Origin of the sequence: Streptomyces sp. NPDC097640, assembly GCF_040302705.1 — a bacterium.
In the GTDB taxonomy this organism is placed as follows: Bacteria; Actinomycetota; Actinomycetes; order Streptomycetales; family Streptomycetaceae; genus Streptomyces.
On the sequence record NZ_JBEOSB010000002.1, the window covers coordinates 540,857 to 565,903 of the forward strand.

A 25,047-nucleotide genomic window follows, 5' to 3' on the forward strand; every position below is an offset into this window, starting at 1 on the left:
CGGGCCTAGTGGTCGGAGGGTTCGATCCGCACATCGGCGGCCCGCACGAACGCCACCCGGTGCCCGAACTGGATCTGGTAGTACGTGTCCTGGCCGCGCACCACCTTGTGGCCCGCCGGGTCGAAGGTGGTCGCCCACAGATACTCGCCCCGGGTCTTCAGCCCCAGCGCGTACCGCTGCCCCGCGAGCAGCTTGTACGGCAGCGGCGAGACCGCCTGCACCGGCACACCCTCCGGGTACGCCTCCTTCTCCGGGTAGGCGCGGCCGTACACCGGCACCTCCGCCGCACCCTCCTTCGGGGTGACGACCAGGCCCTTCCCGTTCACCGCGGTCGGCCGGCGCTTGGGGTTCTCGAACCACGCCTTCTGCCCGAGATACCAGATGGCCGTCCAGTCGCCCTGGCGCTCCGCGACCGCGAACTGCTGACCGGTGGACGCGCGGGCGCCGGTGTCGTTGACGCCGGTCGTGGAGTCCGCCCCGTCGGGGCGCAGCCCGATGTCCTTCACCAGCGGGGCGTCCGCGCCGGGCGCGGTGTGCAGCCGCACCGCACCCGAGCCGTGCGGGGCGCACGCCTGTCCGGCGCTCTCACAGTCGGTGTACACGGGCTGGTGGGTGTCGTAGTCGGGGCGGATGGTGACCAGCCCGCCACCCGGGCCCGCGGTGGCGCGGAAGGGCGCGCCGAGGAGGGTGAAGTAGTGCGCCCAGTCCCAGTACGGGCCGGGGTCGGTGTGCATGCCCTTGATGTTCGGGGTGGTGGTGCCGGGCACGTTGTCATGGCCCAGGATGTGCTGGCGGTCCAGCGGGATGTCGTACTTCCGCGCCAGATAGCGCACCAGCCGGGCCGAGGCGCGGTACATCGCCTCCGTGTACCAGGTGTCGGGGGCGGTGAGGAAGCCCTCGTGCTCCAGCCCGATCGACTTGGCGTTGATGTACCAGTTGCCCGCGTGCCAGCCGACGTCCTTGAGCGCCAGGTGCTGCGCGATGTGCCCGTCGGCCGAGCGCAGGGTGTACTGCCAGGACACATACGTGGGGTCCTGGATCAGCTTGAGACAGACGTCCCAGGTGCCCTCGGTGTCATGGATGACGATGTGGTCGATCGACTGGGACTCGGGGCGGTTGCCCAGGTCGTGATTGCCGTAGTCGTTGTCGCCGAACTGCTCGTACGGCGCCGGGATCCACTCGCACGAGACGTCCTTGGGCGCGTCGATGTTCGGATCCCGCTTGACGGACGGCAGACCCAGCGCCCGCAACTGCCGGGCGTCGGGGGACACCTCGGGCGCGGCCGGGAGCGAGACCGCCTCGCCCGAGTCCGTGGTGCGCGCCGCGCCGCCGCGGATCACCTCGAAGACGTCGTCGGCGAACACGGCGGCCGCCGTGGCGTTGTCGGAGCCCGAGTAGGCCGCCACCGCCGCGTACCACTCGCTCGCGTCCTCGCTCAGCGGCAGCCCCAGCCGCCTCTGCTCGGCGGCCAGCAGCGCCGCGCCACCGCGCACATTGGCCGCCTCCTCGCCGCGCAGCGCGGCGCCGGACAGCCCGGTCAGCGCGGCGGCCCGCTCCAGGGTGCGCAGCCGCGCGGGCAGCTGCCGCGCCTGGGGCACCTCGGTGGCGGGCACCTCGAGGGGGCGCGCCAGATCGCCGCGCGCGTCCTCCGTGCCGTGGCTGTGGTGCGGGGTGCGGGTCAGGGCGGTGGTCGCGTCGGTGAGGTGCATGGGGCCGTAGCCGCCGGTGACGCTGGGCGCGCCGGCGTGGCCGTCCCAGCGCGACTGGAGATACGACACGCCCAGCAGCACGCTCAGCGGGACGCCGTACTCCTCGGCGGCCGCGGCGAAGGCCTGCTGGAGGGCGTCGCTCCCGGATCGCGGCTCGTCGGCCAGGGCGGCCGGGGCCTGCGAGGCGAGAGGGAGCAGGAAGGCGGCCGACGCGGCGACACCCGCGGTCCGCAGGGTGGTCCTCCGGCTGGGGCCGGGTGCCGGTCTGTTCGGGTCGTGCGCGCTGTCCTGTGCGGATCCTCGCATTGCAGCCTCCTCCAAGGCGGGCCGAACGTGCGCCCGGTGTGCGCTGGGTCGTGCGTGCGGGGCCGAGCCCACCTAGAGGTATCCGCTGCCGGGCGATCCGTCAATCATGTTCGACCGCTCGGGTGTTCGCACGTCAACGCCCGTGCCAAGCGCCCCCAGCCACCGCTGGGAGGTGCCCCGCCCGGCACGGGCGCACGGGCCTGCGGCGCGTCACTGGTCCAGACCGGTGGCGCGCCCCGCGGCTCAACGGGTTCCGACCGCGGCCCGCACGGCGCGCCGCGCGAGGGAGCAGTCGTCGTGCAGGCGGCGCAGCAGCAGACGCTGCTCCTCACCGGCCCCGACCGCGCCCGGAACCACGGGGGCGGGGTCGTGCATGGTGCGCTGCACGGCCGTTTCGTACTGGCGGATCTCCCGCGTCAGCACGAGCATCAGATTCACCAGGAAGGCGTCCCGCGTGTCGGGGCCCGCCGCCTGCGCCAGCTGGCTGATCTGGCGCCGCGGCCCCGGGGCGTCCCCGAGCGCGGTCCACAGTGTGGCCAGGTCGTATCCGGGCAGGTACCAGCCCGCGTGGTCCCAGTCGATGAGCGCCGCGCCGGCGGGGGAGAGCAGGACGTTGTTCAGTAACGCGTCGCCGTGGCAGAACTGGCTCTGGCGCCCCACGGTGTGGGCCAACCCGCGCAGCAGCTTCCGTAGATCGCCCATGTCGCGGTCGGTGAGCAGCCCGAGCTCGTGGTAGCGCGCGAGCCGGGCCGCGTAGTCGATCGGCGCGTCGAACAGATCGGCGGGCGGGCGCCACAGATTGATCCGGCAGATGGCGCCGAGCGCGGCCCGCACATCGGCGCGCGGCGGCGGCTCGACGGGGTGGCGCTGGGAGGCCGCCACCCGCCCGGGCATCCGTTCGATGACCAGGGTGCAGTTGTCCGGGTCCGCCGCGATCAGCCGGGGCACCCGGACCGGCGGCCGGTGGCGTACGAACGCCCGGTACATCGCTATTTCCCGCCGGAACCGCTCGGCCCAGGACGGGGAGTGGTCCAGCAGGCACTTGGCGACCGCGGTGGTGCGGCCGGTGGTGCCGACCAGGAGCACGGACCGCCCGCTGCGCCGGAGCACCTGGACGGGGTTGAACTCCGGGCAGATGCGGTGGATCGACGCGATGGCCGTGCGCAGCTGTGCTCCTTGCGGGCCGGACATGTCGAGTCTCCCGCTCAGCGGGCCGGGGCCGGGGGCCCGCCTCGCTCGCCCGCCGGGGGCGGGGTCCAGGAACGGCCCGGCGCCGGGCGGCTGCCGACGGTACGGCCGGGGCAGGGCGGACACGGAGGACGATGCTGCGTACATGGACAATACAGATCCCTTCGCGTGCCGACGATTCGCGCGCCTCCCGGTCCCGGGGCGGGACCGCACCCTGGGGAATGCGGTCCGTTCGCCCGGTCGATCCGGCCGCTGGTCCGGCCGCTCGTTCGGCTTGTGGTCGGCTTTTGGTTCGACTGTCGGTTCGACTGTTTGGTCGGGTTGTCGGTCGGCTTGTCGGTTGGGCTGTCGGTTGGGCTGTTGGTTCGGCTGGATCATCTGGTTCGCTGATCGCGGCCGGGCCGGGTGGCGCGGTCCTACACCACACCCGCACGCGGGTGGCACACCATCTGGCGGACCCTGGCGAACCCTGGCGAATAGTCGCACGGGCCGTGACAGGGCGGTTACTGTCAAGTCAGCCGAGAACCTGGGGGCTTGACGTGACGAGGGAACCCAACACCCGTCTCGCGGACCTGTTCGGCCTCGCCGGCTGGTCCAAGGGGGAACTTGCGAGGCTCGTGAACCGGAAGGCGGCGGCCATGGGCCATCCGCAGCTGGCGACCGACACCTCGCGGGTGCGGCGTTGGATCGACACCGGCGAGATGCCGCGCGATCCCGTGCCCAAGGTTTTGGCCGCCCTGTTCACCGAGCGCCTCGGTCGAGTCGTGACCATCGAGGACCTCGGGTTCGCACGGCAGGGGCGCGCGGGGAAGGGGCAGTCCGCGGACGGGCTGCTCTGGGCGCCCGAGTCCACGGCCGCGGTCCTCACCGAATTCACGGGAATGGACCTTATGTTCAACCGACGCGGCTTGGTGGGTGCGGGCGCAGCGCTCGCCGCAGGATCAGCCATCACCGGTGCCATGCACGACTGGCTGCACAGTGACCCGACTCTGGCCACCGACGCCCCCCGTACGGACGATCCCCTGTCCGCGGACTTCGCCGACTTCGACCGCTACGAGGCGGCCCCCGTGGGCTCCCAGGAGATCGACGCGCTGGAACACTCGGTCGACGTCTTCCGCGCCTGGGACGCCGCCCGCGGCGGTGGGCTTCAGCGCAAGGCCGTCGTGGGCCAGCTCAACGAGGTGGGCGGGATGCTCGCCTACCGCCACCCCGAGCATCTCCAGCGCCGCCTGTGGGGCGTCGCGGCCAACCTGGCGGTACTCGCCGGCTGGATGTCCCACGACGTGGGCCTGGAGCCCACCGCCCAGAAGTACTTCGTCATCGCCGCGCACGCGGCCCGCGAGGGCGGCGACCGCCCCCGGGCCGGCGAGGCGCTCTCCCGCGCCGCCCGGCAGATGGTCCACCTGGGCCGGCCGGACGACGCACTCGATCTGATGAAACTGGCCAAGTCCGGTGCGGGCGAGGAGACGCTGCCCCGCACCCGCGCCATGTTCTGCACCATCGAGGCCTGGGCGCAGGCGTCGATGGGCCATGGGCAGGCGGTGCGCCGCACCCTGGGCCAGGCGGAGGAGCTGTTCGTCTCGGACAAGGGTGACGTGCCGCCGCCGAGCTGGATGCAGCTGTTCAACGAGGCGGATCTGCACGGCATGGAGGGGCTGGTCTACCGCACCCTCGCGGAACACGAGCCCGGTGCCGCCGCGATCGCGCAGCGGCACGCCAAGGAGGGGCTGCGGATGAGAGAGGGCGGCCGCGACCGGTCGCAGATCTTCGACCACATCTCCATCGCCTCGGCGTGCTTCCTCGGCGACGACCCCGAGCAGGCGGACAAGTACGCGCGCCTGGCCCTGCTGACCATCGAACACAACTCCTCGCACCGCACCTGGGACCGGCTGCGCGAGATGTACCGGCTCACCGGCGGCTACTCCTCGCGCACCGACATCCAGAGGCTGCGTGAGGAGATCGAGCAGCGGGCGCCGAAAGGGCTGGGCCCCAAGGGGCCCGGTCCGAAGGTGCCGGGCGCCAGGACACCGGGCGGCGAGGGCAGGACGGCCGCGGTCTAGCGCCCCGCGGCGGGAGGGCTCTCGTACGCGCTACGAGGCGGGCATGCGCTACGGGCCGATCCTCGCGATGAGCACGCACGCGTCGTCCTCGCGCCGCTCGTCGTCGAACGCCTCCACCACGGCCCGCAGGCATTCCTGTGCGCTGTGCGCGGCGGCGAACCGTGGTGCCAGCCCGAGCAGCCGCTCGGCCCCCGCGTCACCGTCACCGTCGGTGTCCGCGCTGAACGGCCAGAGCCCTCCGGTGCGCAGCACCAGCAGATCGCCGGGCTCCAGCCGCTCACCGGCCTGCGCGTACGACGCGCCCGGCGTGGCGCCGAGCAGCACGCCGTCCGGTGGCTGGAGGGCGCGCCCCGTCCCGTCGCGGAAGAGCAGCGGGGCGGGGTGCGCGGCCTGCGCCCACACCAGGGTGCGGGTGGTGGGGTCGTAGCGGCCGCACACGGCGCTGCCCAGGGCGGGCTGCGCGGAGGAGGCGTCGAGCAGCTGGTTGAGCCGGCCCAGCAGGGCGCCCGGCTCCACCCCGGCCACCGCCATCCCCCGCACCGCGCCGAGCAGCATCGCCACGCCGGAGGTGGCGGCCACGCCATGGCCGGTGAGGTCGCCGACGCTGAGCAGCGTCCTGCCGTCGGGCAGCTCCAGCGCGTCGTACCAGTCGCCGCCGATCTGTGTGCTGGCCGAGGCGGGGAAGTAGTGGGCGGCCAGGTCCAGGGCGCGGTGGTCAAGGGCGGCTGCCCGGGCGGCCCCGCCTCGGGCGGCCCGTGCCCGGGGGGCCCGGGGGGAGCCGCGCCACACGGGCAGCACGGACTCCTGGAGCTCGACCGCGACCCGGCGCTCGGCCCGTGCGATCTGCCGCTGGCGCTGAAGCGAGTCACGGGTCTCGCGCACCGCCCGCTCGCTGCGCCGCAGCTCGCTGACGTCCCGCAGCACGGCCCACATGGACGCGGTGCTGCCGTCGTCGTCGAGCACGGGCTCGCCCGACATATGGACCGTGCGCACCACGCCGTCGGCGCGCACGATGCGGAACTCGCCGTCGATCGGCTTGCCGTCGACCAGGCAGTCGGTGACCAGCGCCGTCAGGGTCGGCTGGTCCTCGGAGAACACCCAGGAGGGCAGCTCGTCCAGGGTCAGCCCGCCGTCCTCAGGGGTCCGGCCGAAGATCTGACAGAGCTCGTCCGACCAGGTCACCGCGTCGGTGAGGAGATTCCACTCGGCGCTGCCGACCCGGCTCAGCAGCGAGCCGCGGCCCTCGGGCCCGGCCTCCCGCGCGGGCGCGGCATAGGCGGAGCCCGGCGGCGGGGGCGGTTCGGTGGTGTCGCTGCCTTCTCCGTGCTCCGGGGGCGCCTCGGCCTCGGCGGGGTCGGCGGGCAGCCCGTCGCGCAGCTGGTCCAGATGGCGGCCCAGGTCGTCCAGCTGATGGACCGCGAGATCGCACAGCGCGCGCTGCCAGCGCAGCTGGGGGTCGTCCGCACGGTCCATGTCCGCCGTGGTGTCGCGCCGGACGGCGTCGACTCCGCCGCGCAGCCGCCGGGTCTGGGAGATGAGGGCGTCGACCGTGTCCCTGGGGGGCTGGGGGGGCTGGGCAGCGGAATGGTCCGCGGAGCGGGGGGACGGCATGACGTTCTCCGATACGGGCACGGCGCGGCCGGGTCGTGAGGGAAGGACCGGTAACGACTCTTGCACAGCCTGCGACGTTGCGTAAGCGGTTTGGCAATACCCGATACGGTGGTGCTTTTGGCATATACCAGTGGCCGTCCGGGGCATGTCGGGCGCGACTCGGGCGCGACTCGGCGGAACGGCCTCTTCCAGGTAGGCTGCGGCGCTCGGGATTCCGTGGTCCGGGGTGTTGATCCGTGTTCATCGCGCATACCGCGCCAGGACACCGGCAAGAATGCCGTTCGACGGAAATCCCGTTGCCAGCTCACCCCCCGCACCGGATGCTGACCTCATGTTCGATCCAGACATAGCGCCCAGCGGCACCCTGCTCGGCCTCCTCCAGCGAGGCCGCGGCGACGGGACCCTGCACGCACTCGCGGCCCCGCGGGCCGAGGCGCTCGCGGCGCTGCACCACTGTGTGCTGCACGACCCCCGGAGCGACTGGCAGGTGGAGAACCGCTCCTTGTACTACGCCCGGCTCTGTCTCGACCTCGATGCCGGGCTCGACGAGATCGAACAGCACCTCTTCGACCCCGACGACCTCATCGACACCGCCGAGGAGCGCACCGGCCTCGCCCTCGCCGTCCTCGGCCACCTCGCCTCGTACGGCCGTGAGGACGCCCTCCGGCTGCTCCGCCGCTACGCCGCGACCGGCGGCAACTGGCAGTGGGCGCTGGACGAGCTCGCCCTGCGCGACGAGGACACCGAGCTGCGCGCCCTCGCCGCGGCCGTCCTCGCCCGGTACCCCGAGACCCCCGACGGTGACGCCGAACTGGCCGCCGCCGTGCGCGGCGCCTACGAGCCCCGGCCCTGGCGGCTGTGGGCCGACGACCCCCGCCACGGGGACCGCGTGCGCGCCGCCCAGGAACACGGCTCCTTCGACCGCTGGCAGCGCCAGCTGAGCCCCTCGGGCCCGCGCCCCGGCTGGAGCGTCCACGACGTGCTCCTGTGGGCCCAGCAAGAGGACGATCTGCGGCCCGGCGCCCGCCGCCCCGAGGCCGCGGCCCGCTGCCTGGCCGCCGTCGCCGGACCCGAGGACCGGCCCGAACTGCTCGCCGCCGCCGCGGCCGCGCCCGACGCGGCCCGCGCGGCGGCGCTGCGGCATCTCGCGGAGACCGGCGATCCCGAGGTGCTCGACCTGATCGAGGCCGCCGTCACCGACCCCGCCGCCGCCGAGCTGGTCTCGCAGGGAGCCCTCGCCGCCTTCGAGCGGATGCGCAGCATCGTCGCCCTCGACCGGGCCCGGATGTGGGCCCAGCGCCCCGACGCCCTCGGCGCCGCGGCCGCCGCCATGCTGGCCTGCCGGGGCGGCCAGTACGACGCGCCCCTCGTACTCTCCGCCCTGCGCGACACGGTCCGGGCCGAGGGCCCCGACGCACCGGCCCTGTGGGCCCTGGTCGACGGCGCCGGACGGCTGCGGATCGCCTGCGCGGCGCCCGTGCTCCGCCATATCTACCGAGAGACCGCCTCCTCCCACCTTCGCGGCCGCGCGGCGCGCGCCCTGGCCGCCACCGACCCCTCCTTCGGCGCGGGCTTCGCGGTCGAGTGCCTCTGGGACTGCGAGGAGAGCACCCGCGAACTGGCCGCCCGGCACGCCACCACCGCCGACGCCCGCGTCGTCGAACAGCTCCGCAGACTCGCCGCCGACCCGGTGGAGGAGGCGGAGGTCCAGACCGCGGTCCGCAGCCGCATCGACCCGGACCCAAGGGCGGTCTGAGCCCGCGGCCCGCTCGCGCCGGCCCGTCCGCGCCGGTCCCAGCGCGGCGCCCCGCCCGCCTCCAGCTCGCCCGTGTTGGGCAGAGCGCCCCGCTCGCCGCGCCTCGCCCAGGGAGGCCTGCCACCCCGGCATGAGCGCCTCGCCTCGCTCGCGCCAGCCCGCCGGCGCCGGTCCAAGCGTCTCGTCTCGCCTCGCCCGCCCTGCCCGCGCCGGTCCCAGCGCGGCGCCCCGCCCGCCTCCAGCCCGCCAGCGTTGGGCAGAGCGCCCCGCTCGCCACGCCTCGCCCACGGAGGCCTGCCCGAGTCGGCCTGCTGCACCGGTCCGAGCGCCTTGCCCACGCAGGCCTGCTCGCGCCAGCCCGTTCACGTCGGCCCAAGTGCTTTGACCGCGCCGGCCCGCCACCCGGCGCGAGCGCCCGGTCCCCCGTGGCACGGATCGCGTAGCCGCTGAGCCACCCGCCGTGAACCGCGGCACGCCGCACCGTCGCCCCGCCGACCCCGAAGGCGAACGCTCATGGGACGTTCCTCGTCCCGAAAGGTGCACGATGCCGGGGCCACCTCTCGTACGCCGACAACACCGGTATGCGTGTCGCCATCGTCACCGAATCCTTCCCGCCCGACGTCAACGGCGTCGCCCACTGCGCCCTACAGACCGCCCGGCACTTGCACCGGCGCGGCCACCATCCGCTCGTCATCGCGCCCGCCGTGCCGCACGAGGGCCCGGCGGACCCCGACGCCTCCCGCCCCTACCCCGTCCTCCGCATCCCGTCCCTGCCCCTGCCCGGCTACCCCCAGGTGCGCGTCGCCCTCCCCAGCCGACGCCTCGCCGCCGCCCTCACCGCCCACCGCACCGACGTCGTCCACCTCGCCAGCCCCTTCGTCCTCGGCGCCCGCGGTATGACCGCCGCGCTGCGGCTGCGCATCCCCGCTGTCGCCATCTACCAGACCGACCTGGCCGGATACGCCCGTACGTACCTCGGCAAGGGCGAGAACGCGGCCTGGCGGCGGATCCGCGCCGTGCACACCGCGGCCGACCGGACCCTCGCCCCGTCCACCGCCTCCGCCCGCGACCTCGACGACCACGGCGTGCCGCGGGTCCGGCTGTGGGCGCGCGGGGTCGACACCGAACGCTTCACCCCCGGGCGCCGCGACACCGAGCTGCGCCGCACCCTTGCGCCCGGCGGCGAGCTGATCGTCGGCTATGTCGGCCGGCTCGCGCCCGAGAAGAACGTCGAGCTCCTGTCGTCCGTGTGCGCGCTCCCCGGCGTCCGGGTCGTCATCGTCGGGGACGGCCCCAGCGAGCCGGGGCTGCGCGCCGCGCTGCCCGGGGCCCGGTTCCTGGGGCGACTCACCGGGGACGAACTCGCCCGCGTCTTCGCGTCCCTGGACGTCTTCGCGCACACCGGCCCGCAGGAGACCTTCTGCCAGACGGTCCAGGAGGCCCAGGCCAGCGGCGTCCCCGTGATAGCCCCCGCGGCCGGCGGCCCGCTCGACCTGGTCGACCACGGCCGCACCGGCCTGCTGGTGCCGCCCGGTGACACGGCCGCGATCGCCGACGCCGTCTCCCTCCTCGCCGCCGACCCGCGGCTGCGCTCGGCGCTCGGCGACGCGGGGCGCGAGGTGGTCCAGGGCCGCACCTGGGAGGCGGTCGGCGACCAGCTCATCGGGCACTACACCGAGGTGCTGGCGACCCGTACGGCGGTGGCCGTATGAGCGTGTCTTGGCGCGCTGTGCGGGCTGGACTGAGGAGCCGCGCAGCGACGGAGGAGCGAGCAGTGACGAGGGAAGCCCGTGCGTTGGAGCGCGCCGGGACTGAGCGGGAGGGAGGGGCATGAGCGCGCCACAGCGGCGCGCGGGCGCGCCCGACCAGACCCCGGACGGCATGGGCGCCCCCTTGCGGATCGTCCGGCTCGCCAACTTCGTCACCCCCTCCTCCGGCGGGCTGCGTACCGCGCTGCGCGAACTGGGCGCGGGCTACCGGGCGGCCGGGCACGAGCCGGTCCTGGTGGTGCCGGGCGCGCACGCCTCCGACGAGCTCACCCCCCAGGGGCGGGTGATCACCGTCCCGGGGCCCCAGGTGCCCGGCACCGGCGGCTACCGGGTGCTGACCGACCGCCGACGGCTGTCCCGGCTGCTGGACGGGCTCGCGCCCGACCGGCTCGAGGTGTCCGACCGGACCACCTTGAGGTGGACGGGGGAGTGGGCCCGCCGGGCGCGCGTGCCCTCGGTGATGGTCTCCCACGAGAGCGCCGACGGCGTGCTGCGCACCTGGGGCGTCCCCGAGGCCGCCGCCCGCCGGGCCGCCGACCGGCTGAATGTGCGCACCGCGCGGGCGTATTCGCGGATCGTCTGCACCACGGAGTGGGCGGCGCGCGAGTTTGTACGGATCGGCGCGCGCAACGTCGTACGCGCCCCCTTGGGCGTCGATCTGGACCATTTCCGCCCGGCCCACCGCGACCCGGCGCTGCGCGACCGGCACCGGGGCGGCGCCGCGGTGCTCCTGGTGATGTGCTCGCGTCTGTCGCCGGAGAAGCGACCGGGCCGCGCGCTCGACGCGCTCGCCGAACTGGGCCGGCGGGGCGTGCGCGCGGCGCTCGTGGTCGCGGGCGACGGCCCGCTGCGGCCGCGCCTCGAGGCCCGCGCTCGCGCGGAGGGGCTCCCGGCCGCGTTCCTGGGCCATGTGGCCGACCGGGGCACGCTCGCCGCGCTCCAGGCGAGCGCCGACGTCGTGCTCGCCCCGGGGCCCGCGGAGACCTTCGGGCTGGCCGCGCTCGAGGCGCTGGCGTGCGGCACGCCTGTCGTCGTCAGTGAACTGTCCGCCCTCCCGGCCATCGTCGGCGCCGCAGGCGCGACGGCGGCCGACCACGGCGCGGCGTTCGCGGACGCCGTCGAACACGTCCTGTCCCGCCCCGAGCCCATCCGCCGCGCCGCGGCCCGTGCCCGCGCCGAGCGCTACAGCTGGCCGGAGGCGGTGGCCGCGTTCCTCGCGGCGCACGACGCGCAGCCCGTCCACGATGTGTCTCCTGTCCACGGCGGGGCGTTCGTCAGCGGCGATGTCTCCGGTCGTGATCGCCGTACCGATGAGGCCCCCTCCTCGGAGCCGTCGGCGCGCACGGACGGCCTGCCGGTCGGCCCGGCCGCCGGGACCGGGCGATGAGCGCGGGCCGCGGCGCAGGCCCCGTTGGGGCGGTCTCGGCCGCCGCCCCGCGTCAGCCGGTCATCGACCGCAGCACCCGGCGCGAGGGCGCCCCTGTGCCCTGTGACGCCCCTTCAGCCTGGACTCATCTGGGGCGAAGGCCGGGGGAGTCACAGCCTCAGAGATCGCCCGGCCGGGGCCCGGGCCGTGTCCGCGATGTCCCGCCGGGCCCAGGACCGCGACTCTGCGGACATGACCTGGGCACGCGGGGCCGCGGCCTGCCGGGGCGCCGGCGGCCGTTCAGCGCGGCCTCGGTGCACGCGGCTGCCGCCGCTGCCCGCGCCGACCGGAACCGGCCGCCGTGCCACGGACCCGGTGGTCGGCAGCAGCAAAGCGGTACGGCGATGCGACGCCCGCCCGGGCAGCCTCGGGGCCAGGCGGCGGGATCCCTGTCGTGGCGGGCGGTCAGCCGGACGCGGCCAGGCACTTCCGCGGGGCGGCGGCGGTGACCGCGGTGTGGGGCCCGGGCGCCCCGGTGCCGGCGGATCCGGCGGGGCGGGAGGACGGGGAGGTCCCGCCGGACGGCGTCGTCGTGGCGCCGCGTACCGCCGCGCGGCGAGCCGTCGGGCAGCGGCCGGAGACGGCCGAGCCGGCCGGCCTGACCGTGGGCCCGCTTCCGGCACGTTCTCCGCGGCCGCCGGTTTCGGCCGCCCAGGCCGTTTTCGCGGCCGTCCCGAGCGACCCGGACGACCCGGGCGGCCATCCGGCCGTACAGCGGCCGCGGGCCCCGGTCCCGCCCGCCGCCGTCGACCGCGCACCCCACACCCTGCGGTTCGCCGCGCTCGGCGACTCGCTGACCGAGGGGATGGGCGACCCCGCGCCCGGTGGGGGCTGGCGCGGCTGGGCCGTGCACCTGGCGGCCGGGCTCGCGCCCCTCCCGGGGACGGTGGAGCTCGTGAACGTCTCCCGGAGCGGCGCGCTCTCCACCGACGTCGCCGAGGGGCAGCTGGCCGCCGCCCGCGCCGCCCGGCCGCACCTCGCCTCGGTCGTGGCCGGCGCGAACGACACCCTCCGTGCCGCGTTCGACATCCGGCGGGTCGCCGAGGCGCTCGACACGACGATCGGCGCGCTGCGCGCCGACGGCGCCGTGGTGCTCACCGCGTGTCTCCCCGACCCCGGCCGGATGCTGGGGCTGCCGCCCCCGCTCGCCCGGCCCCTGGCCCGCCGGATGCGCGCCGTGAACACTGTCGTGCACACGCTGTCCCGGCGGTACGAGGCGGTGCATGTGCATCTCGCGGACCACGCCTGGGTCGCCCGGCGGGCGGCGTGGAGCGTGGACCGGCTGCATCCGAGCGAGCTCGGACACCGGCTGCTGGCGCGGGAGTTCCACGCGTGCCTCGTCGCGCGCGGGATGGCCACCGGCCACCCGCCCGCCGAGGCGCTCGACGGACCGCCGCCGTCGCTTCTCTCCGGCACCTGGTGGATGGCCACGCGCGGCACCCGCTGGGTCGCCGACCGCTGCACCGATCTGCTGCCCGACCTCCTCCGGCTGGCGGCCATCGAATGCCGCCACGCCGTGCTGGGCACCGGCCACCTGCTGGACGCCCGGGACCGTCGGGAGACCCGCGCCGCCCTCGCCACCATCACCCGCGAGCGGGCCACCCCCCACGACACCCCCCACGACACCCCCCACGACACCCCCCACGACACCCCCCACGACACCGACCAGGCCGATCACACAGACCCGGCCGTCCGGACAAAAGGGGCGACAATGGCGGGGTGACGACGGGACGCTGGGAGTTCTGGATCGACCGTGGCGGGACCTTCACGGACGTCGTGGGCAAGCGCCCGGACGGCCGCCTGGAGACCCGCAAGCTGCTCTCGCACCACCCCGAGCGCTACCGGGACGCGGCCGTCGCCGGCATCCGGCTGACGCTCGGCCTCGCCCCCGACGAGCCCATCCCGGCCGACCGGATCGCTGTCGTCAAGATGGGCACCACCGTCGCCACCAACGCCCTGCTGGAGCGCACCGGCGAGCCGACCGTCCTGGTGGTCACCGAAGGCTTCCGGGACGCGCTGCGCATCGCGTACCAGAACCGCCCCCGCCTGTTCGACCGGCGGATCGTGCTGCCCGAGGCGCTGTACGACCGGGTCGTCGAGGTGCCCGAGCGGGTGGACGCCCACGGCGGCGTGGTGCGCGCGCCGGACCTGGAGGCCACCGCACGCGCGCTGCGCACCGCGTACCGGGACGGCTTCCGCAGCGCCGCCGTCGTGCTGCTGCACGGCTACCGCCACGCCGCGCACGAGCGGGCGGTCGGGGCGGTGGCGCGCGAGCTGGGTTTCACGCAGGTCAGCTGCTCCCATGAGGTGAGTCCGCTGATGAAGCTGGTGCCGCGCGGCGACACCACCGTCGTCGACGCGTATCTCTCCCCGATCCTGCGCCGCTATGTCGAGGACGTGGCCGCGGAGCTGCGCGGCATCCGGCTGATGTTCATGCAGTCCAACGGCGGGTTGCGCGAGGCCTCGCACTTCCGGGGCAAGGACGCGGTGCTGTCCGGCCCCGCGGGCGGGGTGGTCGGCATGGTGCGCGCCTCCGGCGAGGCGGGCCACGACCGGGTCATCGGCTTCGACATGGGCGGCACCTCGACCGATGTGTCGCACTACGCGGGCGAGTTCGAGCGGGTCTTCGGCACCGAGGTGGCCGGGGTGCGGATGCGCGCTCCGATGATGAACATCCACACCGTCGCGGCGGGCGGCGGCTCGGTGCTCCACTTCGACGGGCGGCGCTACCGCGTGGGGCCGGACTCCGCGGGGGCCGTCCCGGGCCCGGCCTGCTACCGGCGCGGCGGCCCGCTGACCGTGACCGACGCGAATGTGATGCTGGGCCGCGTCCAGCCCGGCCACTTTCCCGCGGTGTTCGGCCCCCGCGGCGACCAGCCCCTGGACGCCGAGACGGTGCGCGGCCGCTTCGCCGTCCTCGCCGCCCGGATCGCGGAGGAGACGGGCGACCGGCGCGGGCCGGAGGAGGCCGCAGCCGGTTTCCTGGACATCGCGGTGCTCAACATGGCCAACGCCGTCAAGAAGATCTCCGTGCAGCGCGGCCACGATGTCACCCGCTACGCGCTCACCAGCTTCGGCGGCGCGGGCGGCCAGCACGCGTGCGCGGTCGCCGACGCGCTCGGCGTGAACACCGTGGTCGTGCCGCCGCTCGCGGGTGTGCTCTCCGCGTACGGCATCGGCGTGGCCGACGCCACCGCCATGCGCGCACAGGCCGTCGAGGCGGAGCTGGGCGAGGCCACGCTGCCGCAGGTGCGCGAGACCTGCGCGGAGCTGGAGCTGCGGACGCGCGCCGAGCTGCGCGCGGACGGCGTCCCCGAGGAGACCGTCACCACCTCGGCCCGGGTCCATCTGCGCTACGCGGGAACCGACTCGGCCATCCCGGTCCGCCTGGACACCGCCGAGGCGATGGCCGAGGAGTTCGTACGGGCGCACCGCGCGCGCTACGCCTTCACCATGGACAAGCCGCTCGTGGCCGAGGCGGTGTCGGTCGAGGCCGTCGGCGCGGCGGGCCCCACGGCCCCCACCGGCGGGTATCCGGGCGGGCGGCCGGGGCGCCCGGGCGGGCCGCGCCCGGCCGCCACCGTGCGGATGTTCACCGCGGGCGCCTGGCGGGACACCCCGCTGTACGAGCGCGCCGAACTGCGCCCGGGGGACGCCGTCACCGGCCCCGCGATCGTCGCCGAGTCGGACGCCACCACCGTCGTCGACCCGGGCTGGCGGGCCGCCGTCGGCGAGGGCGGCCATCTGCTGCTCACCCGGGTGCGCCCGCGGCCGCGCACCGTGGCGGTCGGCACCGAGGTCGACCCGGTGATGCTGGAGGTGTTCAACAGCCTCTTCATGGCGATCGCCGAGCAGATGGGCCTGCGCCTGGAGAACACCGCCCACTCCGTGAACATCAAGGAGCGGCTGGACTTCTCCTGCGCCCTCTTCGACGCCGGGGGAAATCTCATCGCCAACGCCCCGCACATCCCGGTGCACCTCGGGTCCATGGGCGAGTCGATCAAGGAGGTGCTGCGGCGCAACGGGGACGCGATGCGGCCGGGCGATGTGTACGCCATCAACGACCCGTACCACGGCGGCACCCATCTGCCGGACGTCACCGTCGTCACCCCGGTCTTCGACGAGCGCGGCGCCGAGCTGCTGTTCCTCGTCGCCTCGCGCGGCCACCACGCCGAGATCGGCGGCATCACCCCCGGCTCGATGCCCGCCTTCAGCCGCCGGATCGAGGAGGAGGGCGTGCTCTTCGACAACTGGCTGCTGGTGCGGGACGGCCGGCTGCGCGAGCGGGAGACCCGCGAGCTGCTGACCTCCGGGCCGTATCCGTCGCGCGCCCCCGAGGCCAACCTCGCCGATCTGCGGGCCCAGATCGCCGCCAACGAGAAGGGCATCCATGAACTGCGCCGGATGATCGGACAGTTCGGCCTGGACGTCGTACACGCCTACATGGGACACGTGCAGGACAACGCCGAGGAATCCGTGCGCCGCATCGTCCCGCGCCTCAAGGACGGCTCGTACCGCTACGAGACGGACAGCGGCGCGGTCATCGAGGTGTCCCTGAGGGTGGACCGCGCGGCGCGCGGGGCCGTACTGGACTTCACCGGGACCTCACCGCAGCAGCCGGGCAACGCCAACGCGCCCAGCTCGGTGGTGATGGCGGCCGTGCTCTATGTCTTCCGGACGCTGGTGGCCGAGGACATCCCGCTCAACAGCGGGTGCCTCAAGCCCCTCGAGGTCCGCATCCCCGAGGGCTCGATGCTCGCGCCCGCCTTCCCCGCCGCCACGGTCGCGGGCAACGTCGAGACCTCACAGGCCGTCACCGGCGCGCTGTACGCGGCGCTGGGCATCCAGGCCGAGGGCTCCGGCACGATGAACAACGTCACCTTCGGCAACGACCGCGTGCAGTACTACGAGACCGTGGCCAGCGGCTCGGGGGCCGGGGACGGCTTCGACGGCGCGGACGCCGTGCAGACCCATATGACCAACTCCCGGCTGACCGACCCCGAGGTCCTGGAGTGGCGCTACCCGGTGCGCGTGGACGCCTTTGAGGTGCGGCGCGGCAGCGGCGGCCGCGGCCGCTGGCGCGGCGGCCACGGCGTCACCCGGCGCATCCGCTTCCTGGAGCCGATGACGGTGGCGCTGCTGACCGGCCATCGGCGGGTGCCGCCGTACGGCATGGCGGGCGGCGGGCCGGGCGCGTGCGGCGAGAACCTGATCGAGCGCGCCGACGGCTCGGTGGACCGGCTCGACGGCTGTGACACGGCGGAGGCCGGGGCGGGGGACGTGCTCGTCGTCCACACGCCGGGCGGCGGCGGCTTCGGCCCGCCGCGCGACTAAGGCGTTCCGGCTGCCCGGGCGACTGCGGAGCTGACTGCCCGTCACAAGTGATGTGCCGTAACCGGAGTTCGGAGCCCGCACGGCCGTTTGCCGCCCCGGCCGCTGGGGACCCGCCCCCCGTCAGGCGTACGGCGATCGGCAGCTGAGGAGCGGCCATGGAGTGGTGGCGCCACGCCGCGTGCGTGGACGAGGACCCGGAACTGTTCTTCCCGGTAGGGGTGGCGGGCCCGGCGGCCCAGGAGCAACGGGCGCGGGCCAAGCGGATCTGCGGCCGCTGCCCGGTGATCGACGAGTGCCGGGAGTATGCGCTGGACGCGGGGGTGACCCACGGCGTGTGGGGCGGCACGAGCGAGGAGGAGCGCCGGGCGCTGCGCGTCCGGGCGCGGCGGCGGCACGCACGGTGACGGTCGGGCGCGGCTGACCGGCAGCCGGGGCGGGGCGGCGGACTGCCGCGGCGCGGAGGGATGGCGCTGCGCTGAGGGACAGATCGCGCCTCGGGCCGCGCTACCGCCGCCGCAGCACGCCGCGGATGAACGCCGCCTGCCCCGCGTGCTGGAGATCGTCGGAGATGACGCTGACCAGCCGGACGCCCAGCGTCACCGGCGGCGTCCACGCCTCGTCCACGATCACGTCCAGATCGGCGTCGCGCAGCCCCCGGACGAAGCCGACGGTGCGCTCGTGGACGGCGTCGTAGTACCCGAGGAGCAGCTTCGGGGGCACCCGGACGGCGGCCACGTCCTTGGCCCGGTGTCCGTAGCCCGTCGCCGCCGCCGAGAAGGGCAGCCCGAACCGGTCGTACCAGCCCTCCTCGGTCCAGACCTGTTCCGTCTCCGCGACCTCGGAGACATGGTCGTCCTGAACCCGCGTCAAGTGCCACACCAGCCAGGCGACAGTGTTGGCCTTGTCGTCGAGGCGGGTGGCCAGCTGGTCCGCCGTGAGCCCCTTCACCGCTTCGTGAACCGTCTCCTGAACGCGGCCGAAGCCGTCGGCCAGGACGTCTGCGCTGTTCATTCTCACGATCGTAGGTGGCCCGGCCCCGATTTCCCGGTCATCTGAGGTCGTGGTGAGCGGAATGGCGCCGCGGTCCGTATGGAAGGGGGGTCCATGCCGTCCCGGGCCCCGGCGACCGGAGGGCGGCGCCGTGCTGGAACGACGTAAGGAGGCAGGCTGGTGGGACACACGCGGCGCAGGGCGCACCGTGTCGCGCGCCTGGTGGCCATCGGGGCAGTGGTGTGCGGCGGTCTGATGGTCTCTCAGGCCGCGGCGGACGGATCGCCCGCCCACAAGTCCGGCGGCGATCCCACCCGGGCCCTGGGGGCGAGAGACACCCGGGACGCCGAGCTGGCCAGGAGCCTGGTGGACAAGCTCGGCACCTCCCGTACGGCCGGCGGCTGGATCGGCTCCGACGGCCGGGCGGTGGTCGCGGTGACGGACGAGGCGGCGGCCGAGGAGGTCACCCGGGCGGGCGCGCGGGCCAAGCAGGTGCGGTACAGCATGCGGCAGCTGCGCTCGGCGACCGAGACGTTACGGGCGGCGCCCCGGGTGGCGGGGACCGCGTGGGCGGTGGACGCCACGACCAACAAGGTGGTGGTGCTCGGCGACAGCACCGTCTCCACCGACCAGTGGTCACGGATGAAGGGGGTGGCCGCGGAGATCGGCGGCGAGGTGCGGATGGAGCGGACGACCGGCTCCTTCACCACCCGCACCGCCGGCGCCGAGCCGATCTTCACCCAGGGCGGGCGCTGCTCGGCGGGGTTCAATGTGACCAACGGCCAGGCCGGGTTCATCCTGACGGCGGGCCACTGCGGTCCGAACGGCACCCCGTGGTTCGCGGACAACCAGGGAAACACCACCGTCGGCACGACGGTCAGGAGCGACTTCCCCGGAAGCGACTTCTCCCTCGTGCAGTACCAGAACGCCGACCTGGACCAGAGCAGCGTGCTGAACGTCGGGAACGGGCAGATCGTGCGGATCACCGGCGCCGCCGATCCGGTCGTCGGCCAGCAGGTGTCGCGCAGCGGCAGCACCTCGGGGCTGCGGTCCGGCGAGGTGACGGCGCTGAACGCGACGGTGAACTACCCCGAGGGCACCGTCAGCGGGCTCATCCAGACCAATGTGTGCGCCGAGCCCGGTGACAGCGGGGGCCCGCTGTTCGCGCAGAACGTGGCGCTCGGCGTGACCTCCGGCGGCACCGGCGACTGCACCAGCGGAGGCGTGACCTTCTTCCAGCCGGTGACCAAGGCGCTGACGGCGCTCGGCGTGTCCATCCCGAACGCCCCGGCGAGCGACGGCGGCGGCGACGCCGCCGCGGGCGCCGCGCCCACCACCCCCGCCAACGGCGCCAACGGCGCGGGCGCCCCGGTTGTGCCGGGAGGCACGGGCGGACAGGTCAGCCCGATCATTCCGGGGACCCAGGGCGACACGTCGTCGCTCGCCGGGATCGTCAACTACGCGGAGAGCCTCGGCCCCGGGCTGGCGCTCATCGGCGCGGGACTCCTCGGGTTCCTGGCCACGCTGGTCATCCGGCCGGGCCGGCGGCGGTACAGCGGCTACTCCACCCGCTGGGGGTGAGGTCCTCCGGCGGGCGGCTCCGCTGCGGGCGGCCGTGCGCCGGACGGCCGCCCGCAGCGCAGCCGCCGCGCCGCTGGTCCACCAGCGGCGCCGCGCGGCGGAGCGACCGCCTACAGGGCCCACCCGGGGGCCGGCCTGATCCGTGGCCGGTGTGAGACGACCTCGCCCTCGATATCGCGCTCCGCGGCGATCAGCAGCTGTTCGCCCAGGTCGTGCATGGCCCGCCCGGCCGCCAGCTCGTCGCCGATCTCCGGCACATCGTGGTCCTCGGGGCTGCACCGGGCGACGCCCCGGCCGGTGAACGAGGTGTCCTTCGTGTCGAGCACCACACGCGCCTTCGTCGTTCCCTGGTCCTCGTAGAGGTAGAGGTGGACCTTCCACTCCATTGTCTGCGGCATGGCCGACTCCTCACCTGGTCTCTCACCTGATGGCGGTCCGGTGTGCTCCGGATATGGCTTGTGCCCGCCTCGCGCGGATATCACCCACTCTAGTGAGTGTCCTGTGCTGTTTTCTGATATTGCGCGGTGTTTGCGGCGTTCTTGGCGGCGACCCGGCCGGATGCCTCGGTCTCGCGCCGGAACGCCCAGGCCATCCGGGGCTCGACCAGGGGGCGGAAGACACGCCGCACGGGCGCGGTGCACAGCACGGTGATCATGGCGATCGCGGCGGCCGTGACCGCCAGCTCGCCGACGGGGGTGTGCAGCCAGGGGTGGTCGTACCAGTCCCAGAAGCGGGACGACTTGATCACAAAGCCGTGCAGCAGAAAGCCGTACATCGTCCCGGTACCGAGCGCGGTGATCCACAGCCGCCGCCCCGGCACCCAGGCCAGGAACGCGGCCGTCAGCGCCAGCGCCAGCACAAAGAGCGCGGGGGTGGTGAACACCCCGGCCCAGGCCGGCACGCCCCGGCCCGCCACGCTCCCGCGGCGGTAGAACCACCCCGCGTCCAGCCGGGGCGCCAGCGCGTACGCGGCGATCAGCGCCCCCGCGCCGACCGGCAGCGCGGCCAGCCGGACCCGCCGGGTGCGCAGCCGCGTGAAGTGCTCGGGCCGCAGCGACAGCCCGAGGACGAAGAAGGGCAGGAACGCCAGCACCCGCTGGAGGGCCAGATCGCCGCCCACGTCCGGTGAGACCGCGGCGAGCACGGACAGGGCCAGCGCGACCGGCACCGGATGGCGCAGGGCCAGCCACAGCGGCGTGGTGAGCCGCCAGATGAACAGCGCGACCAGGAACCACATCACATACCAGGGGTCGAACAGGCTGATCGGATAGCCCGGGTCGTCCTGCGCCCAGCGGTAGAAGAGGGTGTACGCGACCTCGAAGACGACGTACGGCACCGCGACTCCGGTCAGGAGCCGCCGCAGCCGCCCGGGCCCCAGGTCGAAACCGCGCGAGAAATAGCCCGATATCAGCGCGAAGGCCGGCATGTGGAACGCGTACACCGTGAGATACGCCGCGGTGACGGTGCGGCTGCCGTAGGTGAGCGGCTCCCAGGCGTGACCGCAGACCACCAGCACGATGGTGAGGTACTTCGCGTTGTCGAAGTACGGGTCGCGGGTGCGGCCCGCGGATCCGCCGGCCCGGGGCGGCGCGGCGGCGGCCGACGGAGTTCGCACTCGCGTGGGGCTGTCCTGCTGCACTGAGTCTCCCGGGAACCTTTGATCGAACGGTCATCGGACCCGGGGGCGCCTGCCCCGCCGCGGCCGCTCTCAACACAGATCGCGCGGGGAAATCCGCGCGATCCGAGCCGCCGCGCGGTGGCTCGGCGGCAATCCGCGGGTAGTCCTACGTTTCAAAGCACGGTCACCGCAGGTCACTTCGCCCACACCGCGAGGCCCGAGACTTGAGGCCATCGCCGGACCTTACGGAGGAGCCATGCCCGCACCTGTGTTCAGCCGTCGCCACGGCATGCGCGCCGCGGCTGCCGCGGCCCTGGCCATGCCACTGGCCATCCACGCCGAGGGCGCCGCCGAGGCCGACTCCGGCCCGGAGCGCGACGCGCGGCTGCGCGTCATGACCTTCAATCTCCGCTACGCCTCCGACGCCGAGCCCAACTCCTGGGCCCGGCGCCGTCCCGTGATGCGGGAGCTGCTGCGCCGCGAGGCGCCCCAACTCCTCGGCACCCAGGAGGGGGTGTACGGCCAGCTGCGCGATATCGCCCAGGACCTCGGGGCGCGTTACGACTGGCTGGGCACGGGGCGGGCGGGCGGCAGCCGCGATGAGTTCATGGCCGTCTTCTATGACACCGGCCGCCTCGAACCGCTCGAGTACGACCACTTCTGGCTGTCCGACACCCCGTATGTGATCGGGTCCAACACCTGGGGCGGGGCGGTGGTCCGCATGGTCACCTGGGTCCGTTTCCATGACAAGCGCACCGGCGGGCAGTTCTACGCCCTGAACACCCACCTCGACCACCGCAGCCAGCCCGCGCGCGAGCGCGCCGCCGCGCTGATCACCGAGCGGCTCGGCGGCCTCGACGCCGCCCTGCCCCGCATCGTCACCGGCGACTTCAACGTCGCAGCCCACGGCAACCCGGTCTACGACGCGATGCTGGGCGGCGGCTCCCTGGTCGACGCCTGGGACGCAGCCGAGCGGCGCAGCGCGCTGTACGCGACCTTCCACGGCTACAAGCCGCTGGTCCCGGACGGCGACCGGATCGACTGGATCCTCACCTCGCCCGCGGTGCGCACGCATGCCGCCACCATCAACACCTACTCCCGGGACGGCCAGTTCCCCAGCGATCACCTCCCGGTGCAGGCGCTCCTGGAGCTGCCCTGAGCTGCACGGTCGCCGATCTGCCGCCGCGCGCGCCCGATCAGGGCGCGGGCGGCGGGGCTGATGGGGCCCTCGGCGCGCCAGGCGAACGCCAGGGTGCCGCGCAGCGCGGGCCGGGTGATCGTGAGCGCGCGCAGGTCCTCGCCCGGCCGCACGATGCCCGAGGGCACGATCGCGATGCCCAGCCCGCGCGCCGCGAGCTGGGCGAGCACCGCGGGGGTGCCGGCCTCGAAGGCGATGTGCGGGGTGAACCCGGCCGCGGCGCAGGCATCGTTGAGCAGCGAGCGGATGCCCGTGCCCTGGGGCAGGCTGATCAGCACCTGGTCGCGCAGCGCGGCGAGCGGGATCGTCGACCGCCCGGCCAGTTCGTGATCCGGGCTGACGGCCGCGACCACCGCGTCCTCCGTGACGACGTGGGTCTCGAGGTCCGGTGGGGGCGTGGTGCCGAAGGCGATGATCGCCGCGTCCAGCCGGCCGCCGCGCAGCGCGTCGATGAGCCGGTCGGATCCGTCCTCGGTGAGGGTGATCTCCACTGCCGGGTGGTCGTCGTGGAACTTGGCGAGCAGCGTGGCCAGGTCGATGTTGTGGGAGGTCACCGTCCCGATGGCGACATGTCCGCGGACCAGCCCGGTCAGCTCCTCGACGGCCAGCCGCACCCCGGACACCGCCGAGAGCGCGGCCCGGGCGTGGGGGAGGACCGCCGCGCCGACCTCGGTCGGCCGCACCGAGCGCCCCGAGCGGTCCAGCAGCTCCTGTCCGAGTTCGTGCTCCAGGCGTTTGATCTGCGCGCTGACGCCCGGCTGGGCCACGTGGAGCCGCTCCGCCGCCCTGGTGAAGTTGGCCTCCTCGACCACGGCCACAAAGTATTCGAGCTGCCGAAGTTCCATAACGATTGATTCTAGCGAGCAGCACAACCAGCTCTTGGACTTCTAGATCGCGAGGCCGCAGAGTGGAGGTGTCAGGACGAGAGACGACCGGAGACCGGGAGCAGCCATGACCGATCGGACCACCGCCCGCGAGCGGGCCACCGAGCCCGAGGACCTCACCCGCCTGTTCGTGGAGCGGGCGAACGCCGGGGACGCCGAGGGCCTCGCCGAGCTGTACGAGCCCGACGCCGTGCTCGCCTATCCGCCCGGGTCGCAGACGGTCGGCCGCGACGCGATCCGGGCCGTGTTCGAGCGGATGCTCGCGCAGGTGCCCCGCTTCGAGCAGGAACCGACGCTGCCGACCGTCCGCAACGGCGACCTCGCCGTCACCTCCACGCACCCCGCCGACAACACCGGCGGACGGGTCCAGGTCGTACGGCGCCAGCCCGACGGGAGCTGGCTGCGCGTGATCGACCGCCCCGAGATCAGGAGCTGACCGTGCGGGTGCTCATCGCCGGGGCCGGGATCGGCGGGCTGACCGCCGCCCTGAGCCTGCACGCGGCGGGCATCGAGGCCACCGTGATCGAGGCCGTCCGCGAGCTGCGCCCCCTGGGCCTCGGCATCAATCTGCTGCCGCACGCCGTGGGGGAGCTGACCGCGCTCGGCCTCGGCGAGGACCTGGCCCGCATCTCGGTCGCCACCGCCGAGAACGTGTACTGCGACCCGTCCGGGAACACGCTCTTCACCGAGGCGCGCGGGCTCGCCGGGGGCTACCGGTGGCCGCAGTACTCGGTGCACCGCGGCCGGCTCCAGGCCCTGCTGCTGGCCGCGGTGCACGACCGGCTCGGCCCGCAGGCCGTACGCACCGGCGCCCGGCTGCTGGACTTCGAGCAGGACGCCGAGGGGGTCCGGGTCCGGGTTCCCGGGGCCGAGATCGAGGCGGCGGCGCTGATCGGCGCGGACGGGCTGCACTCGGCGGTGCGCGCCCGGCTGCACCCCGACCAGGGCCCGCTGCTGTGGTCGGGGGTGCGGATGTGGCGCGGGGCGTCCGAGGCCGGGCCGTTTCTCGGCGGCCGCTCCATGATCATCGCGCGCGGCCCGTCGGGCGCCGAGCTGATCGCGTATCCGATCGGCCTGTCCCTGGTGAACTGGGTGGCCATGGTGACGGTGGCCGAGCCGGGCCCGCTGCCCGGCGGCGCCGACTGGAACACCCCGGGGCGCGCCGAGGAGGTCCTGGAGCACTTCCGCGCCTGGGACCTGGGCCGGCTGGACATACCCGCGCTGATCGAGAACAGCCCGGAGATCCTGGAATACCCGATGGTCGACCGCGACCCCTTGCCGACCTGGGGCGAAGGGCGGGTCACCCTGCTCGGCGACGCCGCGCACCCCATGTACCCGGTCGGCGCCAACGGGGCCTCGCAGGCCATCGTCGACGCCCGGGTACTGGCCGAGGAGCTCGCCCGTGACTTCTCCCGCGGCCTGGCCGCCTACGAGAAGGCGCGACGGGAGGCCACCGCCGCCGTCGTCGCCGCGAACCGCGAGATGCAGCGCTCGGGGGACGCGCGATCCCGGGAGGAGCTCGCCCGGATCACCACGACCTACCGGCGCGCCACCCGCGCCGACCACCACCCCTGAGCCGGCACCACGTCGGCACCGAGGAGCACCACAGCAGCGCGC

Annotated in this window: 18 protein-coding genes; 11 read left to right on the forward strand and 7 right to left on the reverse strand. The window is 74.5% G+C overall.

Annotated features, from left to right (window positions below):
- Positions 1-5: 5 nt before the first annotated feature.
- Positions 6-2,015, reverse strand: coding sequence for an N-acetylmuramoyl-L-alanine amidase (locus ABTY62_RS04190; protein ID WP_352127796.1), 2,010 nt, complete (start codon positions 2,013-2,015; stop codon positions 6-8).
- A gap of 243 nt (positions 2,016-2,258) precedes the next feature.
- Positions 2,259-3,350, reverse strand: coding sequence for an aminoglycoside phosphotransferase family protein (locus ABTY62_RS04195; protein ID WP_352127797.1), 1,092 nt, complete (start codon positions 3,348-3,350; stop codon positions 2,259-2,261).
- Positions 3,351-3,742: 392 nt separating this feature from the next.
- Between ABTY62_RS04195 and ABTY62_RS04200 the strand changes: the two genes are divergently transcribed.
- Positions 3,743-5,263, forward strand: coding sequence for a DNA-binding protein NsdB (locus ABTY62_RS04200; protein ID WP_352127799.1), 1,521 nt, complete (start codon positions 3,743-3,745; stop codon positions 5,261-5,263).
- A gap of 48 nt (positions 5,264-5,311) precedes the next feature.
- Here the strand turns inward: ABTY62_RS04200 and ABTY62_RS04205 are convergent, their stop codons facing one another.
- Positions 5,312-6,874: a PP2C family protein-serine/threonine phosphatase gene (locus tag ABTY62_RS04205; protein ID WP_352127800.1), complete on the reverse strand. Its 1,563-nt coding sequence runs from the start codon at positions 6,872-6,874 to the stop codon at positions 5,312-5,314.
- 331 nt (positions 6,875-7,205) lie between these two features.
- Between ABTY62_RS04205 and ABTY62_RS04210 the strand changes: the two genes are divergently transcribed.
- From ABTY62_RS04210 to ABTY62_RS04235, 6 genes are all read left to right on the forward strand, one after another.
- On the forward strand, positions 7,206-8,630 hold the full coding sequence (locus tag ABTY62_RS04210) for a HEAT repeat domain-containing protein (RefSeq protein WP_352127801.1): 1,425 nt from the start codon (positions 7,206-7,208) through the stop codon (positions 8,628-8,630).
- Positions 8,631-9,211: 581 nt separating this feature from the next.
- Entirely contained in the window at positions 9,212-10,342 is a 1,131-nt protein-coding gene (locus tag ABTY62_RS04215; protein ID WP_352127802.1) for a glycosyltransferase family 4 protein, read from the forward strand.
- A gap of 169 nt (positions 10,343-10,511) precedes the next feature.
- Positions 10,512-11,786, forward strand: a complete 1,275-nt coding sequence (locus tag ABTY62_RS04220) for a glycosyltransferase (RefSeq protein WP_352127858.1) — start codon at positions 10,512-10,514, stop codon at positions 11,784-11,786.
- Between the two features lie 433 nt (positions 11,787-12,219).
- Entirely contained in the window at positions 12,220-13,548 is a 1,329-nt protein-coding gene (locus ABTY62_RS04225; protein WP_352127803.1) for a GDSL-type esterase/lipase family protein, read from the forward strand.
- Positions 13,545-17,159, forward strand: a complete 3,615-nt coding sequence (locus ABTY62_RS04230; protein WP_352127804.1) for a hydantoinase B/oxoprolinase family protein — start codon at positions 13,545-13,547, stop codon at positions 17,157-17,159. The genes ABTY62_RS04225 and ABTY62_RS04230 overlap by 4 nt, the downstream gene beginning before the upstream one ends.
- 155 nt (positions 17,160-17,314) lie before the next feature.
- On the forward strand, positions 17,315-17,563 hold the full coding sequence (locus tag ABTY62_RS04235) for a WhiB family transcriptional regulator (protein ID WP_352127805.1): 249 nt from the start codon (positions 17,315-17,317) through the stop codon (positions 17,561-17,563).
- Positions 17,564-17,663: 100 nt separating this feature from the next.
- On the opposite strand, the gene ABTY62_RS04240 is transcribed toward ABTY62_RS04235, so the two are convergent.
- A complete protein-coding gene (locus tag ABTY62_RS04240) occupies positions 17,664-18,170 on the reverse strand; it encodes a mycothiol transferase (protein WP_352127806.1) in 507 nt (168 codons plus the stop codon).
- A 159-nt stretch (positions 18,171-18,329) separates the two neighbouring features.
- On the opposite strand from ABTY62_RS04240, the gene ABTY62_RS04245 reads away from it, so the two are divergent.
- Positions 18,330-19,730 carry a S1 family peptidase gene (locus tag ABTY62_RS04245; protein WP_352127807.1) on the forward strand — a complete coding sequence of 467 codons (1,401 nt, stop codon included), beginning with the start codon at positions 18,330-18,332 and terminating at the stop codon, positions 19,728-19,730.
- Between the two features lie 110 nt (positions 19,731-19,840).
- Here ABTY62_RS04245 and ABTY62_RS04250 read toward each other — a convergent pair whose 3' ends face one another.
- Complete coding sequence (locus tag ABTY62_RS04250) at positions 19,841-20,128, reverse strand: DUF1876 domain-containing protein (RefSeq protein WP_352127808.1); 288 nt, start codon at positions 20,126-20,128, stop codon at positions 19,841-19,843.
- 89 nt (positions 20,129-20,217) lie between these two features.
- Entirely contained in the window at positions 20,218-21,369 is a 1,152-nt protein-coding gene (locus ABTY62_RS04255) for an acyltransferase family protein (protein ID WP_502997397.1), read from the reverse strand.
- Positions 21,370-21,604: 235 nt separating this feature from the next.
- On the opposite strand from ABTY62_RS04255, the gene ABTY62_RS04260 reads away from it, so the two are divergent.
- Positions 21,605-22,507: an endonuclease/exonuclease/phosphatase family protein gene (locus ABTY62_RS04260; protein WP_352127809.1), complete on the forward strand. Its 903-nt coding sequence runs from the start codon at positions 21,605-21,607 to the stop codon at positions 22,505-22,507.
- Here ABTY62_RS04260 and ABTY62_RS04265 read toward each other — a convergent pair.
- Positions 22,471-23,391: a LysR family transcriptional regulator gene (locus ABTY62_RS04265; RefSeq protein ID WP_352127810.1), complete on the reverse strand. Its 921-nt coding sequence runs from the start codon at positions 23,389-23,391 to the stop codon at positions 22,471-22,473. The genes ABTY62_RS04260 and ABTY62_RS04265 overlap by 37 nt on opposite strands.
- Positions 23,392-23,497: 106 nt before the next feature.
- Here ABTY62_RS04265 and ABTY62_RS04270 point away from each other — a divergent pair, with 106 nt between their 5' ends.
- Complete coding sequence (locus tag ABTY62_RS04270; protein ID WP_352127812.1) at positions 23,498-23,866, forward strand: YybH family protein; 369 nt, start codon at positions 23,498-23,500, stop codon at positions 23,864-23,866.
- 2 nt (positions 23,867-23,868) lie between these two features.
- Positions 23,869-25,005, forward strand: coding sequence for a flavin-dependent oxidoreductase (locus ABTY62_RS04275; protein WP_352127813.1), 1,137 nt, complete (start codon positions 23,869-23,871; stop codon positions 25,003-25,005).
- Positions 25,006-25,047 lie beyond the last annotated feature (42 nt).